General features: G+C 39.1%; 18 protein-coding genes. 1 reads left to right on the top strand and 17 read right to left on the bottom strand.

What is annotated here, in order from left to right; genetic code table 11:
* Positions 1–399: 399 nt before the first annotated feature.
* Genes ACFCYJ_RS20565 through ACFCYJ_RS20545 form a run of 5 tightly spaced genes read right to left on the bottom strand, consistent with a single transcriptional unit; the run spans position 400 to position 4294 of the window.
* Entirely contained in the window at positions 400–1572 is a 1173-nt protein-coding gene (locus ACFCYJ_RS20565) for a CCA tRNA nucleotidyltransferase (protein WP_376076435.1), read from the bottom strand.
* Positions 1559–2704 (bottom strand): N-acetyl-alpha-D-glucosaminyl L-malate synthase BshA, encoded by a 1146-nt coding sequence (bshA, locus tag ACFCYJ_RS20560; protein ID WP_376076432.1) that lies wholly within the window; start codon positions 2702–2704, stop codon positions 1559–1561. Before bshA ends, ACFCYJ_RS20565 begins: the two co-directional genes overlap by 14 nt.
* Before the next feature lie 33 nt (positions 2705–2737).
* Positions 2738–3142: a methylglyoxal synthase gene (gene mgsA / locus ACFCYJ_RS20555; protein ID WP_079559933.1), complete on the bottom strand. Its 405-nt coding sequence runs from the start codon at positions 3140–3142 to the stop codon at positions 2738–2740.
* Between the two features lie 19 nt (positions 3143–3161).
* Positions 3162–3959, bottom strand: coding sequence for a 4-hydroxy-tetrahydrodipicolinate reductase (gene dapB / locus ACFCYJ_RS20550; RefSeq protein ID WP_376076430.1), 798 nt, complete (start codon positions 3957–3959; stop codon positions 3162–3164).
* Complete coding sequence (locus tag ACFCYJ_RS20545) at positions 3959–4294, bottom strand: nucleotide pyrophosphohydrolase (protein ID WP_376076427.1); 336 nt, start codon at positions 4292–4294, stop codon at positions 3959–3961. The genes dapB and ACFCYJ_RS20545 overlap by 1 nt, the downstream gene beginning before the upstream one ends.
* 115 nt (positions 4295–4409) lie before the next feature.
* On the opposite strand from ACFCYJ_RS20545, the gene ACFCYJ_RS20540 reads away from it, so the two are divergent.
* On the top strand, positions 4410–5279 hold the full coding sequence (locus ACFCYJ_RS20540; protein WP_376076425.1) for a YitT family protein: 870 nt from the start codon (positions 4410–4412) through the stop codon (positions 5277–5279).
* Positions 5280–5401: 122 nt separating this feature from the next.
* On the opposite strand, the gene ACFCYJ_RS20535 is transcribed toward ACFCYJ_RS20540, so the two are convergent.
* The 12 genes from ACFCYJ_RS20535 to hisC form a co-directional block, all read right to left on the bottom strand.
* Positions 5402–6076 (bottom strand): zinc metallopeptidase, encoded by a 675-nt coding sequence (locus ACFCYJ_RS20535; RefSeq protein ID WP_483869490.1) that lies wholly within the window; start codon positions 6074–6076, stop codon positions 5402–5404.
* 60 nt (positions 6077–6136) lie between these two features.
* A complete protein-coding gene (gene lhaT / locus ACFCYJ_RS20530) occupies positions 6137–6733 on the bottom strand; it encodes a lipoprotein heptaprenylglyceryl N-acetyltransferase LhaT (protein WP_376076420.1) in 597 nt (198 codons plus the stop codon).
* Positions 6734–6804: 71 nt separating this feature from the next.
* A complete protein-coding gene (locus ACFCYJ_RS20525) occupies positions 6805–7065 on the bottom strand; it encodes a hypothetical protein (protein ID WP_376076417.1) in 261 nt (86 codons plus the stop codon).
* A 384-nt stretch (positions 7066–7449) separates the two neighbouring features.
* Positions 7450–8244 (bottom strand): menaquinol-cytochrome c reductase cytochrome b/c subunit, encoded by a 795-nt coding sequence (locus tag ACFCYJ_RS20520; protein WP_376076414.1) that lies wholly within the window; start codon positions 8242–8244, stop codon positions 7450–7452.
* A 42-nt stretch (positions 8245–8286) separates the two neighbouring features.
* A complete protein-coding gene (qcrB, locus tag ACFCYJ_RS20515) occupies positions 8287–8961 on the bottom strand; it encodes a menaquinol-cytochrome c reductase cytochrome b subunit (protein WP_049666761.1) in 675 nt (224 codons plus the stop codon).
* Positions 8962–8975: 14 nt separating this feature from the next.
* Entirely contained in the window at positions 8976–9482 is a 507-nt protein-coding gene (locus ACFCYJ_RS20510) for a Rieske (2Fe-2S) protein (protein ID WP_376076412.1), read from the bottom strand.
* A 154-nt stretch (positions 9483–9636) separates the two neighbouring features.
* On the bottom strand, positions 9637–10086 hold the full coding sequence (locus ACFCYJ_RS20505; RefSeq protein ID WP_376076410.1) for a DUF2487 family protein: 450 nt from the start codon (positions 10084–10086) through the stop codon (positions 9637–9639).
* A 287-nt stretch (positions 10087–10373) separates the two neighbouring features.
* Positions 10374–10931 carry a ReoY family proteolytic degradation factor gene (locus tag ACFCYJ_RS20500; RefSeq protein ID WP_053593562.1) on the bottom strand — a complete coding sequence of 186 codons (558 nt, stop codon included), beginning with the start codon at positions 10929–10931 and terminating at the stop codon, positions 10374–10376.
* 14 nt (positions 10932–10945) lie between these two features.
* Positions 10946–12214, bottom strand: a complete 1269-nt coding sequence (locus ACFCYJ_RS20495) for a tetratricopeptide repeat protein (RefSeq protein WP_376076407.1) — start codon at positions 12212–12214, stop codon at positions 10946–10948.
* 96 nt (positions 12215–12310) lie between these two features.
* Entirely contained in the window at positions 12311–13597 is a 1287-nt protein-coding gene (gene aroA / locus ACFCYJ_RS20490; RefSeq protein WP_376076405.1) for a 3-phosphoshikimate 1-carboxyvinyltransferase, read from the bottom strand.
* A gap of 84 nt (positions 13598–13681) precedes the next feature.
* A complete protein-coding gene (locus ACFCYJ_RS20485; RefSeq protein ID WP_376076403.1) occupies positions 13682–14782 on the bottom strand; it encodes a prephenate dehydrogenase in 1101 nt (366 codons plus the stop codon).
* Positions 14779–15879, bottom strand: a complete 1101-nt coding sequence (gene hisC, locus ACFCYJ_RS20480; protein WP_376076402.1) for a histidinol-phosphate transaminase — start codon at positions 15877–15879, stop codon at positions 14779–14781. Before hisC ends, ACFCYJ_RS20485 begins: the two co-directional genes overlap by 4 nt.
* Between the last annotated feature and the right edge of the window lie 12 nt (positions 15880–15891).

Genomic DNA, 15891 nt, shown 5'->3' with positions numbered 1-15891 from the left:
ATACATTTTTTGGGTAAAATGGTATTATACTTTTACTTGAACAAAATTTACATATTTTTCATTTAAAGAAATAAATAGTATTAAAGATTTTATTGGTTAAAGAATTGTTCTAAGACAAATTATTTAAAACTTTGGATTATTTCGAATTTGAATATTGGAGGGTTATTTATGAATTTATTTATGGTTCAAAGATGAATTATCAACTATTGCTAAAAAAATTGAGATTATTGACAAGGAATTGATTTTTAATAGAAAAGCACTGAACATAAAAAGGCATGAGTCCGATACACTATCGAAACTCATGCCCAAACACTGCCTAATGAAATAACGGAGTCACTTAAATATCCGATTTCTTATAGTTGTTTTTTGATAACTATGTTCTATTAAGTCTTTTCATGCTTACCGGACATACTCACGCTCAAACCAACCTTTAATTTGATGCCGTTCATTAGCACATTCCCCATTGACAACCGCTTCAAGCATCGCCTGCAACACTTCTTTTACCCATGGTCCACCTTTTTTTCCAGACCATTTTATTAAATCTGTACCGCTTACAATGAGCTCTCGCTTGTGTTTAATGGGAAGCTTCGTCTGTATTTCATGAATACTTTGCTGTGGCATTTGAACGTCAAGCTGTCTCAGCTTCGCAAAATAACAAGCTGTCTCTAGTTCCTGTTGTGTATACAAAAAGTAATCCATTTTCGTCCAGCCACTTTTTAAAGCTTTTAAAGCTTCTAACACAGCTTTGACAAATGCCATCTCCTTATTCGATAAACGATAGTCACCTAGCACTTCACGCCAATGATCACCCTGTAAAGCCGCAAAATATGCCCAGCCTAATAGCTTGTCCTGCGTGTTAAATTCAGACCAGTCATCAGCTTGAAAAGTACCATTCAAATAATTCACTAAGCTACTTTCCTCAAGCTTTCTTATACCGTTAAAAACATCTTTCCCTACCCATAGCTTATCGAGCTCTGCCTTTATGCGCTCCCTCGCAATCCAAGAAATGTTATCAGCCTTGTGCTTCATTGCTTTCAAGGTTTCTGATTCGATTAGAAAACCAAGCTGAGCCGAAAAACGCACGGCTCGCAGCATTCGTAATGCATCTTCCGAAAAGCGTTTCTGCGCGTCACCAACAGCTCGAATCACGCCAGCTTCAATATCTTGGCGTCCTCCGTAAAAATCAACATAAGAGCCATCACGACGCATCGCAATGGCATTCATCGTAAAGTCTCGGCGCTGTAAATCTTCTTTTAGCGAACGTACAAATTGCACTTCCTCTGGCCTACGGTGATCCGTATACTCCCCATCTGTGCGATATGTCGTTACCTCCACCGATCCAGCTGGCACGATAACAAGTACCGTCCCATGCTGAATCCCTATATCAACCGTGTGATTAAAAACAGACTTTACTTCGTCTGGCATGGCATTTGTTGCAACATCTACATCGTGGGCAGGACGACCCAGTATTGCATCTCGTACCGCACCACCAACGATCACTGCTTCAAAGCCTGCGTGTTCTAGTTGTTCAATAACTGAATAGGCTGCTTGCCATTCTTTATTGTTTTGCATGATTTCTTTCAGCAACCTTTTCATACAATTTTTCATATTGTTCTACAATTTTAGATGAATGGAATTTTTCATCAACAGCACGGATAGCTGCTTCGCGGAAACGTTGTAATTTCTCTTCATCATTAAATAGGTTCACGGCATATTCTGCTACTGCGTCCGTATCACCTAATTCTACTATATAGCCATCTACACCATGCTCAATGACTTCTGGAATACCGCCTACAGCTGATCCAATACAAGGTACACCACAAGCCATTGCTTCAAGTAAGACTAACCCGAATGATTCCTGCTGTGATAGTAATAATTTAAGGTCACTGATCGCATATAATTCAGCCAAATTTTCTTGTTTGCCTAAAAATAGAACGTCCTCCATATAAGAGCTTTCCTTTACTTGATCCATTACACGATGCTTTTCTGGGCCATCCCCTACTAGCAACAGCTTTGCCTTCATGTTGGCACGAATCTTCATAAAAGCGTCTATAATATGAGGAAGATTCTTTATTTTACGGAAGTTAGATACGTGAATAATCACTTTTTCATCCTCTTGAATTCCAAATTGTTCCTTCAGGGTTCCTGAATTGCGCGGGAAGTATTCACGTTCATCAACAAAGTTGTAAATCGTATTAATTGGCTTTACTGTATCAATAAGCTCATAGGTTTGTTGCTTTAAGGCCTCTGACACTGTCGTAACAATATCAGATTTGTTAATGCCATACTTAATTGCCTGTGAAAGGGTGGAATCCTGCCCAAGCACTGAAATATCTGTACCATGTAGCGTTGTGACAATCCCTATGTCACGACCACTCATTTCACGTGCTAAGACAGCACAGACCGCATGTGGTATTGCATAATGCACATGAAGCACATCTAGCTCTTCATCCTTAATCACGTCCGCCATTTTACTCGCTAATGCTATATCATATGGCGAATATTGAAATACTGAATAATTATTAACTTCTACTTCATGGAAAAAGACGGTTGGATAAATTTTATTCAATCGAAATGGTACGCTTGAGGTGATGAAATGAATCTCGTGTCCTCTCTCTGCAAGCATTTTTCCTAATTCTGTTGCAATAACACCAGAGCCTCCAACAGTTGGATAACAGGTAATGCCAATTTTTAGCTTTTTCATTCGATTATCATCCTTTCTAAATCACGTCTTTTTTTAATTTCGTCTTTCTTGAATCAGTCTCCAATCCACAAAGCCTTCTTGTAGGCCTTTTAGTAATATTTCTGCAGTTCCCATATTTGTGGCCAGTGGCACTTGGTAAACATCACAAAGACGAATAAGTGCAGAAACATCTGGCTCATGTGGTTGTGCTGTTAAAGGATCACGGAAAAAAATGACCATGTCCATATCATTATTGGCAATCATTGCGCCAATTTGTTGATCGCCACCGAGTGGTCCAGAACGGAAACGTGTTACCTCTAAGCCAGTAGCTTCAATAACACGCTGTCCTGTTGTACCTGTAGCAAACAACGTATGCTCATTTAAAATATTTCGGTAAGCTATAGCAAACTGTACTAAATTATCTTTTTTGCGATCATGTGCAATTAATGCGATTTTCATAAATCTTCCATCCCAATCTTTAGATGATGTTTTCTAAACCATATACAAGTTGATCCATTTTCATGACTTCTTCTATGCAAAATGCTACACCAGACATAAAAGAATTACGGTTTAACGAATCATGACGAATTGTTAAAAGCTGTCCGTCTCCACCAAATAACACTTGCTGGTGTGCCACTAAACCTGGTAAACGAACAGAATGAAGACGCATGCCATCCAATTCTGCCCCTCTTGCACCCTCAAGTGTTTCTTTCTCCTCTGGATGTCCTTGCATTTTTTGTGCACGCACCTCTTGAATCAATTGTGCTGTTTTAACAGCTGTTCCAGATGGTGCATCTAGCTTTTGATCGTGGTGCATTTCAATAATTTCAACATCAGGTAAATATTTTGCCGCTTCCTTAGCAAACTTCATCATAAGGATTGCCCCTATCGCAAAGTTTGGAGCAATAATGCAGCCTAGCTCTTTTTCTTTAGCCATTGCTGATAATTCCACTAGTTGTGCATCTGTAAAGCCCGTTGTACCAATTACAGGTCGTACATTTAAATTCAAGGCTTCTTTAGTATGTTTATATACTGCATGCGGGTTTGTTAAATCAACTAATACGTCTGGTGCAGTTGCCTCCACAAGGTCTGACATATCTGTAAAGATTGGAGCCGTATAACTTGCCGGAAACATCTCCAAATCAGCTAATGTTTTTCCTACTTCCTTATAATCTAGTACAGCTACTAATTCCATTTTGTCATGCTTCATTACTGTATGTACAGCCTCAGCCCCCATCTTTCCCCTAGGTCCTGCTATTGCTACACGAATTGACATTATTCTTCATCCTTTCTAGTCCAGCGATCTTTATCCCTTGTTTCAAATTTATGTATAACGCGTAAAAGTGCTTCATCTAATTTAATGCCTTGTGCATTTGCAAAGCACACTAAAACAAAGAAAAAGTCACCTAATTCTTCTTCAATACTGTTTGCTTCCTCTGTACTCTTTTTCTTTTTTTGCCCGTAAACGTCCTGCACCTCGCGAGACAATTCACCAAGCTCCTCAGTTAGACGAGCCAATAACTCAAATGGTGGGAAATAACCTTCCTTAAATTGTCCTATATAATCATCCACACGCTGTTGTAAAGCTTGCATTGTCACTTGTTCAGTCATTTAAATCACACTCCTACTTACCATCGTATAAAATTTACACCATTGTTGTCAAAAACAATAAAATGTCAGATAATAGATAGCACTACTTCATTTGTTTGAGACTACAGGAGGTCATATGCTAAAACAGATCAAAGTTAGCAATATCATCGCAATAATGCTCGGAGCTGCAATTTTTAGCTTCGGATTCGTCCACTTCAATATGCAAAATCAACTTGGTGAAGGTGGCCTAAGTGGGATTACACTCATACTTTATTTTACACTAGGCTGGGACCCTGCCTTCATGAATTTATTATTAAACATTCCTATGTTTATTATTGGTTATCGTTTACTTGGGAAAAAATCATTTATTTATACGCTCGTTGGAACTTTATCTGTTTCAGTTTTCCTTAAAGTTTTCCAAAAGTATCAATTTACTATTCATTTAGAGGATGATTTGCTACTTGTTGCTCTTTTTGCAGGGGTTTTTGTTGGACTAGGGCTCGGTATCGTCTTTCGCTTCGGTGGTACAACTGGCGGTGTAGATATTTTAGCTCGCCTTGGGCATAAATATTTTGGCTGGAGTATGGGTAAAACAATGTTCATCTTTGACGCAATTGTCATTACACTGTCATGGCTAACGTTTTTAGATGCACGCTCTATGATGTATACCCTCGTCGCGGTATTTGTTGGCGCGCGCGTCATTGATTTTGTTCAAGAAGGAGCATATGCAGCTCGTGGAGCACTTATTATATCTGAAAAATCTAGCGCCATTGCTGAGATGATTGCATTGCGAATGGAACGCGGCATTACGATACTTGAAGGTCATGGCCATTTTACGAAGCAACAAAAAGAAGTTATTTATTGTGTCATTGGTCGCAATGAAGTTGTACGTTTAAAATCTATTGTTTATGACGTTGATCCTCACGCTTTCGTATCGATAATAGAAGTACGAGATGTTGTAGGAGAAGGCTTCACGCTAGACGACCAAAAACAACCACTCCAGTAAAACGAACAATTTGCCTGCTCTTTCGAATAAAACATTCGTTGAGGTAGGCTTTTTCTACATATTATAGTTTAACGGATTAAAAAACTTGCTATAGTGAAATATCACTACAACAAGTTTTTTAATTAGTCGTCACTTCGCATATTTGTAAAGATTAATATTAAACGTAATAATTCTAATACAGCTACTGCTGCCGCGGCAACATATGTTAATGCTGCAGCACTTAACACTTTGCGTGCTGGGCGCTCTTCTTCATTTGTAATAATACCTAGAGAATTCATTTGCACTAACGCACGCTTTGATGCATCAAACTCTACTGGTAACGTTACTAATTGGAAAACCACACCTGCTGCTAACAATACGATACCTAAAAGTAAAAATTTTGGATTAGTTGCAAAAATACCAATCATGACAAATATCCAAGACATATTTGATGAAATATTTGCAACTGGCACTAGCTTACTACGTAATGTCAGCATTGAGTAAGCTTCTTTATGCTGGATGGCATGGCCAACCTCATGGGCAGCAACTGCAGCTCCAGCAATACTCGCCTCATAAAAGTTACTTTCCGATAAAGCAACTGTTTTTGTCGCCGGATTATAGTGATCAGACAACACACCTTGTGTTGGAACAACTCGTACATCATATAAGCCGTTTGCATCTAAAATCGCACGCGCTACCTCTGCACCTGTTTGTCCCTTCATTGTACGTTCTTTTGCAAACTTATTATACGTGCCCTTTACTTTCATCTGTGCGTAAAGCGGCAGTAGCATTATGATTGCAAAATAAACAATATACATACTTGTTGACAATTTTTTAACCCCTTTCTATCTCAATACTATAATTCTATAATCAATTACCTAATTCGGCAAATATTTGCGCCACCTAATTGAGAAGATGGCTAGAAAAATGCATGTAATGGATAACCAAAAAGTAAAATAACCAATATAACTTGTATAATCTGCTAAATCTCGGTACATCGGCATTTGGCCAAATACATAATCAATTACATCATTATGCAATGTCCATACGGCTGCCACGGCAATATGCCAATATGAAAAAACATATTTACCAAGATACAGAATTGCTTGAAAGGCCATCATAAAATGCGAGCCTACAAGCATCCATCCTTGCCAACCAATAGATCCCGTTTCAACCAACGTCCAAATATTCATCACATCAGCCCAGATTCCATATTTTACTAATGTAATAAGGGCTAGCACTTCCATTAGCGGCCATTTTTTACCCATAATCCAAGCTAACAATACAAAGCAAAAGAATAAGCTGGCTGTCGGGCTATCCGGCACAAAAATATAAAAAATAGGCTTCGTGATGGCAAGCTGCCATCCGTACCAATAATACCCGTAAATAGTTCCTAATAGATTGATAATAAGTAAAAGTATTAAAAATGACTTATGCGTAAGGAGATACCAGACATTTGCACGTGTAATTTGCATAATTAAAACTCCTTTATCTTCTGTCTTTACTAAGATGCCTTTTTTAACTGTTATTATGTATAAACTAGTCTTTAAATTGCCACATTCTTTCTATAATGAATATTGGCAGTATTTTTTTGCCCATATCCATAACGGGGGTTGATTTCCGTTCCGACTGGGCGCTTTGTTGTTGCTGTCGCTACGCTTTCGCACAGATAAAACAATTGCTGCCGCTTCGCTTTCGCGCAGAGCAGAGCTTCCTGGGGGCGTCGGACTAACACGATGTTAGTCACGAAGGCGTTATCACAGGACGTGATGCTTTTAGCCTTCGTTCCTCTATTGCTATTCCCCAAGGGGTCGCCCAGCCTCCACTCCAATCAACTTTGGAGGCAAGGCAGTCACCGGAATTTATGTAGAGCTACACATTGTGCCGTACCAGGTCATTTTTAAAAGGAATGTTAGAAAAAATAGCTCATCAACAAAAGTTAGGGATGGCATTTGTAAAAACGCAAGCCATGTATATTCGGTTTGTTCACACAAACACTGTCTGGTCTTGAATCGCCAATTTTCCGGCAATAGTAGCAGGGCCTTTGCCTCTATCTTAAATAGTATGTATATCCTCATAAATATTATAGAACTAAAATATATTTTGCGGGAACTTTTTTAAAGTTGTAACAGTCACATTAGTAGACTAGCAGAAAAAAAGAGCCAGTTTCCTGACTCTTTTAATACAAATCTTATTCTTTAGCCTTTAAGCTCGCAATAAATTCTGCTAATTGCTTCGCTTCTTCATCTGTACCGTGGAATTGACCAGCTGGCATTCCACCACGACCATTATGAATAATATCTTCAATTTCCTCAGCCGTTAGTGTATTACCAAGTAATTTTGGAGCAGCTGGGCCACCGTTTAAATCAGCAGCATGACAACCGATACAAGTTTTAGCTTGATCACCTGAGTCACCATTCCAAATTGCAAAACCTGGTAGTGATTCATCAATATCAACATCAACTTCTTCTACAATTGCACCCATTGCTTTTTGAGCTTCCCAGTCATGGTTAACAACTGACTCCCATGTTAAGTAGAACATAGCAGCCAAAGTTAATAACATAAACGCTGTTGGTAATGGGCGTTTAGATGGACGACGCTCTGGACTTTTATCTAAAAATGGCATTAATAATAGCGCTCCAAATGCAAGACCTGGAATTACAATTGCTCCAATAACATTATATGGACCTGAAGCATATGAGTATTTTAATAATTGATACATGAATAAGAAGTACCAGTCTGGTAATGGCACGTATGCTCTTGTTGGATCAGCTGGTCCTTCAAGAGGTGATGGATGTGCAACTGTTAATATTAAATAAGCTATTAAAAATACAGCACCAACCATCCATTCTTTTAGTAAGAAGTTCGGCCAGAAAGCTTCCGTCTTACCTGGATATTCGGAATAATCCTTTGGAACGTTCGGCATTTTGTGATTCGCTTTAATACGAGAATCACCAACAAATTTCATTCCTTTTCCGCGATGCATTATGTCCCCTCCTTTAAAAAATCATCGAACCGTCAAGAACTATTACAACGGCCCTGAAATTCCTTGACGACGAATCATGATAAAGTGTGCTGCAAGTAACCCAAACAATACTGCAGGTAAGAAGAATACATGAATCGCAAAGAATCGTGTTAACGTTTGAGCACCAAGAATAGTTGAGTCACCCGCTAATAAGATTTTAATCCATTCACCGATAAACGGTACAGATGCAGCAATTTCGATACCTACTTTTGTAGCGAATAATGCTTTCATATCCCATGGTAATAAGTATCCTGTAAAACCAAGACCCATCATTACACCAAAAATACCTACACCAACCATCCAGTTTAATTCACGAGGTTTCTTATAAGAACCTGTGAAGAATACACGAAGAGTATGTAAGAACATCATTACGATTACTAATGAAGCCCCCCAGTGGTGCATACCGCGTACGATTTCACCAAATGCTACTTCGTTTTGTAAATAATAAACTGATTTCCAAGCATTCACTACGTCTGGTACATAGTACATTGTTAAGAACATACCTGATAGTATTTGAATAACTGTGATGAAGAAAGTTAATCCTCCGAAACAGTAAACGAATGCTGAAAAATGATGTGCAGGGTTCACGTGCTCTGGCACTTCGTGGTCGGCAATATCACGCCAAATAGGTGTAATATCTAAGCGTTCGTCGACCCAATCATAAATTTTATTTAGCACTGTTTTGTACCCCCTTACTTAACTAGAGTATTTGCTTTAGTTGGACCAAGCGATAAGTAACCATCTTCTTCTTTAACTTCGTATTCATCCAACGGACCTGTAGGCGGTGTACCTGGTACGTTTTTACCATTTTTCTCGTAACGTCCAGCGTGACAAGGACAGAAGAATTGATTTGGATGTTTTGAATCTTCTTCCCAGCCAACCATACATCCTAAATGCTTACAAACAGGAGATAATGCAACGATTTGATCGCCATCTTTGTAAACCCAAGCAACGTTTGTTACTTCTGATTTGTACCATGCGTCAACTTGTTCAAATTTTAAGTCAACTTTAACTGGTTTGTCAGTAATATCAGCGATTTTATGCTCTGTCTTTATAAAATTCCCACCATCATGGTTTTGTAATAATGGGTCAATTGCAAAGCGAACCATCGGCATCAGCATACCTGCCGCCATAAAGCCACCTACACCAGTTAGTGTATAGCTTAGGAATTGACGACGTGAAACTCGATTATTACTCATTTTTTTCCCCCCTCTAACTTAAAGGTAAGTCCAACGGACATTCATTTACAAATAGTAATACTAGGACATATCTATGATATATCAACTCCATAGCTTGGTCAATATAGCATTCTGAGGAAAGATGGAGAATGTGAACATTTATTGAAACAAATTGTTAAATCTGTGCCCATTTGGTCGAAAGCATCGGAATCACTTGTCGCAATTGATCTTCGAGAATAGAGCTTTTCACACCTTTATCCATACTTTCTAACGGAATCGCTGGTAGCCATACAACATTTATTCCCTCTCCAATATTTGTCCAAAAATGGTCACAAGTAATGAAGAACACATGCTTAAAACCAGCATTATGTAATTGTGCCTCTAATTGCTTCGGCATATCTTCGTTTTTTAATGTTTCACTATACGAAAATGGTGGCATCAGTAAAAGACGACCTTTAAACTGTTGTTCGATAAAAGATGTAAGCGATAACAAAAAATCCGCCTCTGTACCACTCTGTTTCAGTTTTTCAGGAGATAAATCGACGGTTACGAGTGGAACAATTGCTGTATCGATAAATTCCTTCTGTGCCATGAACGATGTCACATCACTTGCATTAAAATACATCTCACAAACCTCCTTATGTTGCATAAATCAATTTTTGCCTTGGCGTAATTGCGTAAATTGTGCCCAGGCGTGCCCGAGGGCCGACACGATGTCGGTCATTTTGGTAAACCACCGAACGTAGCAAGTTCCCTCTATTTCAGTAGGTGCATGTTACACCCACTGAATGAAGATAAAAAAATGCCCTTCTCCACTCTTCAATAGGATAGCCAATAAAAAGTGAAAACAATCATTCACTTGTTATGTTATCATATTGAGGTAGATAAAGGACATTCAATTTTTGCCTATAACTAACGTAAATTAGCTGTTTCCTTTAGAGCTTGTAACAAATTAGACAATTCATAAAACCGCTCTTCATCTCCCTGATCGAGAGCTTCATCTATTTGCGCGAGTAATTTTTCTTCTTGGAATACGAGTAAGCTGTTGGAAAGCAGCTCTTCTGCCAGTAAACGATCTTTTTCACTGACAATCAGTGCTTCCGGCATATAAGGGTTTTCTTCAAGAACTGCTAAGTATTGTGCACTTGGTGGTACATTAGGAAAATTCAATTGTATATACATATCTTCATGTTCATGTAAGCGTAAATCATGGAAAGATTTCTCGGCATCTGCTGTCATTACATTGCCTTTGTAAAAACGAAATGGCACACCTGTTGAGTCGACCGTTGACATTACCATTGCTCTAGGGCAATAGTGAGCTTCTTCAACAAATCGAATTCGTTTTAATAACTCATCATTGCTTAATAAGTAATTCAAAATCCATACACATTCACGACGTTTCAATTGATAATTTTTTAAAAACCATCTAACAAATGCTTTTTTATCGACAACTGATACAGAAGCAGTCATACCCACTCCCTCCTTTACTCAAATTCTAAGGTTTCTAACTTCTCTTGCCATTCTAGTTCACCAGGCTGAATAGTTATTAATTGACCGAGTACTTCTTTAGCTTCTGAACGCTTTCCTTCTTCTAATAAGAAATAAACATATTTTTCTAAAAATGCTGCGTCTTCCTTAAAATCATTATATGCCAAATGGTAAAATTCGTATGCACGGTCGTACAATTCTAAATTTTCATATGCAACCGCAGCAAATGGGTATAAGGTGCTCCATTCAAAATCATTTTTTTGCAACGTTTCAAATAATTCTATGACATCCTCATGTCGCTCTTGCTGTGCCAACACAGAGATTAATACTAATACTGCTTCCATGTATTCAGGATCTAGGGCAATAGCTTCACGTAAATGCTGCTCACCCTCAGCTGGCAAACCAGTTTTTAAAGCCATTTTACCTGCGAATAAAAATAAGGTCTTATCATATTCGTCACGCTTTAATCCTTCCTGAATGGCAGCGTAAGCTTTTGTATTATCCTCCGTCATAGCATAGCTTTCAGCAAGCAATAAATAGGCAGAAAAATAATCAGGGTCTAATTCTTTTAATTCCTCTAATTGTTTAATGGCCATTTCATATTTTTGTGATTGAAAGGCTGAATACGCTGCACCAAATAAAACATCTGGCTTTACTTCATCATCAAGTGCTTTTAAATAGTAATCTAAGGCCGTTTCATAGGCAGCTCCTGCACGATACACCTCAGCAAGTCGTTCAACAAGACTTACCCCAGCAAATTCAACTTGCTGTTCATATAATTCTTCATATAGTCTTGCAGCCTCTAAAAAACGACCCGTTTCAAATAACAGCTCCGCTTTAGCAAATTGTAATAATGGCTCCTCTGGTAATATAGATAGTGCCTCATTGATGCGCATTTCTGCTACTTCAAATAATCCTTGCATTTGATAATAATCTGCTAATACTAATAATGCTTGCGGGTATTCCGGAGATGTCTCCTCTACTTCTAATAAAAAATCTAGCGCTTCATCTTCAGCACCAAGTTCCATCAAGACGTTTGCACGATCAATTTTTAACTGTGCCTCTTCTGGGAATAAAAATTGTAAATGCTCCAGTACACGGTCTGCTTCCTTCATATACCCATACTGCATAAACACTTCAGCTAGCGTATAAATTTCCTCTGGTAGCTCTTTCGTTAAAAATGATTCAAGTAGCTGTTCAATTAATGCTAAGTCTCCTTGTTCAAGTGCTTGCATCATTTCAGTCATCGCATTGTTCACAGTCATTCACCTATTCTTTCATTAATACCTTTATGCTACAAAACATTTTCCTTCGAAACAAGAAAAAACTCCCCAAATTCCTTGGAGAGTCAAACATTGACGTTACCTTACTTCCTCTATATGCTCGAAAAACGATGGATAAGAAACCGCAATACATTCTGCATCATCTAAAGTTACAGCCCCATCTGTTATTAGTGCTGCAACAGCGCCCATCATTCCTATACGATGATCACCGTAAGTGTTAAGGTGAGCACCACGTAATGGAGTTGGTCCTTCAATAATCATTCCATCCTCAGTCGCTTCAATAGTAGCGCCTAGTTTTTTCAATTCATCCACTACAGCCGTTATCCGGTCTGTTTCCTTCACTTTTAACTCCTCGGCATCCTTAATAATAGTTCTGCCATTTGCCTGCGTTGCTAATAAAGCAAGAATCGGGATTTCATCGATAAGACGAGGAATAATATCTCCCTCAATTGTAGTTCCTTTTAAAGCTGACGTTTCAATTGTAATTGTTGCAGTCGGCTCTGATTGGCTATCTTCATTCGACATAAGTGTCATAGATGCGCCCATATGTTGAAGCACTTCAATGATACCATCTCGTGTTGGATTAACTCCGACATTTTCTAGCGTTATTTTACTACCTTCACAAATAGCTCCTGCTACTAAGAAAAAGGCTGCTGATGAAATATCACCTGGCACAGAAACATGCGTCCCTGTAAGCGTTTGCCCTCCTTGTAATGAAATAACACCATCCACCTCGTCAACCTGCGCACCAAATTGACGTAGCATTCTCTCAGTATGATCTCGAGATACTTCAGTTTCTCGCACAATTGTAGTACCTTCAGCACGTAAACCCGCAAGTAAAATAGCTGACTTCACCTGTGCACTCGCAACGGGCATATGATAATCAATAGCTTGTAATGCTGTACCTTGAATGGCTAATGGCGTATATTGTCCATCTGCCCTCCCAGTAAAGTGTGCACCCATTTGACGTAACGGATCAATAACACGGCGCATCGGTCGCTTTCCAATGGACGCATCCCCTGTCATCACTGAATGTACATTAGATCCAGCTAGAATCCCTAGCATTAAGCGTGTCGTCGTACCAGAGTTTCCTGTGTATAGTACCTCTGTAGGCTCTTGCCACCCATCTATACCTGGACTGTCGATGGATACATTTGTTCCTTCCACGTCAATTTTCACACCGAGCTTGCGGAAGCAGTCTATTGTACTCAAACAATCCTCACCTAATAAAAAACCGTCCACTGTCGTTTTACCCGTTGCGATAGCTCCAAACATAACGGAACGGTGAGAAACAGATTTATCACCTGGAATCGTTAACGTCCCTTGTAAGGAAGGTTTATCATATTGTAATACTTTTTCACTCATCGTTTTCTTCCCCCCAATATGAAGATAGAAAGCGCCGTAATTCCGACGCTTTCAGGCATTTCCAATTAAGTTTTTCTAGTTTGCCTATGAAATATATGTTTCATAATTAGCACGTTTTTGTATACACGCTGCTGCACGTTCACGGTCACTTTCGCTTTGTAAGCTAATAACAAGAATCCCGAAAACGTCCTCACGTGACTCTACGATACGTAAATTCGTAATACTAATCGCTTCGTCTGCAAGTAAGCCTGTCACCTCAGAAATAACCCCCGGATAGTCAGGAACATCAACATATAAGTCAAATGATGTGAACATAGCTCCTGCACTAATCGGTAATTCATCCCTTAGCTCTTTGGCAATCGCAAAGTATTGTTCAATGTCCTCCGAGCCACCATTTAAAAGCAGTTCCTTAACACGACTCATTTCCTTTTCCCAGCCTTCTAGCTGTGCAATAAGCTCATCTCGATTTTGTAATGTAATATCTCGCCATAAAATCGGATTGGATGACGCAATACGCGTTACATCGCGGAAGCCCCCCGCAGCAAGTGAGCGTGTCATCGGATACTCCCCATTTTCTCCGCCCAACTGATGCACAAGAGATGCTGCAACGACATGTGGGAAGTGACTAACTACAGCTGTCATATGATCATGCTCACGAGCAGATACACTAACAACCTTTGCATGTGTAAATTTTAATAGACTTTCAAGCTGTGCCATATGGACAATTTCTTCACCGGCAAGCGGCGTTAGCATATAATACGCATTTTCAAAAAGGTGAGCCTTTGCAGCTAAAACACCGCTTTTATGTGAGCCTGCCATTGGATGTCCTCCAATAAAGGTAATGCCTAACTCACGTAGCTCCCCAGCCTTTTGCATAATCATCTTTTTTGTACTGCCTGTATCTGTTACGATTACTTTATTTTTTAACGGCCATGTTTTTAATTGTTCCATCCATTCAAGCGTTGCGTTGACGGGTGTTCCAAAAATGATTACATCCACGTCTTCCGCAACTTCTTTTGGATCCGCCACAATATCATGAACAATATTTAATGTTTTCGCATGTTCGCGTGTTTTCGCATCCATATCATAGCCAATAATCTTTGTTTCTGGTGCCTTTTGTAATGCCAAGGCAATCGAGCCTCCAATTAGGCCAAGCCCAATAACGAGCACTTTGCGTGTCGTCATGCAAAAACTCCTTGCTCTTTTAGGACGTTTTCAAGGTGACCTAACAACGCTTCATTTTGAGCCTCTGTTCCGATTGTCACACGGATAAACCCGGGTAATCCTAACGCATTGCCACTACGGATTATAAAGCCTCGTTTCATTAGCTCATCGAAAACAACATCACTATCAGCGTTCGTATTAAAGAAAATAAAGTTCGTATCAGAAGGGAAGTATTGCAAATTATGTTTTTCACAAAATTCAATATATTGTTTTTTACCTTTTTCATTTGCTTCACGGCAAGCATTTATATATTCTTGATCACTTAAAGCGATTGCCGCGACCGCTTGACTTAAAATGGTGTTATTAAATGGCGCTCTTACTGGATCAAGCTTAGCAATTACGTCTGGTTGCCCAATTGCATAGCCCACTCGGAAAGAAGCTAGACCATATGCTTTTGAGAAAGTACGCATTAATAGTACATTTGGAAACTCATTAATTAAAGGAAGAGTATCTTTGTGACCAGGATGCATTACGTATTCGATATAGGCTTCATCTAATACTACTAGCACATCACTAGGTACCTTAGTTAAAAATGCACGCAATTCAACATCAGGTATCACCACGCCCGTTGGATTATTTGGACTACAAACCCAAACGATTGATGTGTTAGTATCTATTGCCGCTACCATTGCATCTAGATTATGTGCACCTTCTATGCAAGGAACTTTGCGTACCTCTGCGCCTTCTATTGCTGCATTGTGCCAGTATTGAGAGAAGGAAGGGTCTGCCATGACTGTGTTTACACCTGGATACAACAATGCACGAGTAATAATGGCAATGATATCGTCGGAGCCGTTACCAAACAGAAGCTGTGTTTCTTTGACATCTAGATGATGCGCAACAGCTGTACGTAAATTTTGCGCATAGCCGTCTGGATAGATAGCATGATTTACTGAATTATTTTGTAAATAAGCAGTTATCTTAGGTGAGCACCCAAATGGGTTTTCATTAGATGCTAATTTTACGACTTCTTGTAAGCCATATTCACGTTGTACTTCTTCAATTGGTTTACCAGGCTTATATGCTTGCATACCGTCCAATTGTTGTTTCCATTTCATCTCAAACATCTC

This window comes from Lysinibacillus sp. NPDC056232, assembly GCF_042267565.1.
GTDB lineage: Bacteria > Bacillota > Bacilli > Bacillales_A > Planococcaceae > Lysinibacillus.
Note: the sequence above shows the minus strand (reverse complement) of the source record. Positions and strands in the feature narration are given on the sequence as shown.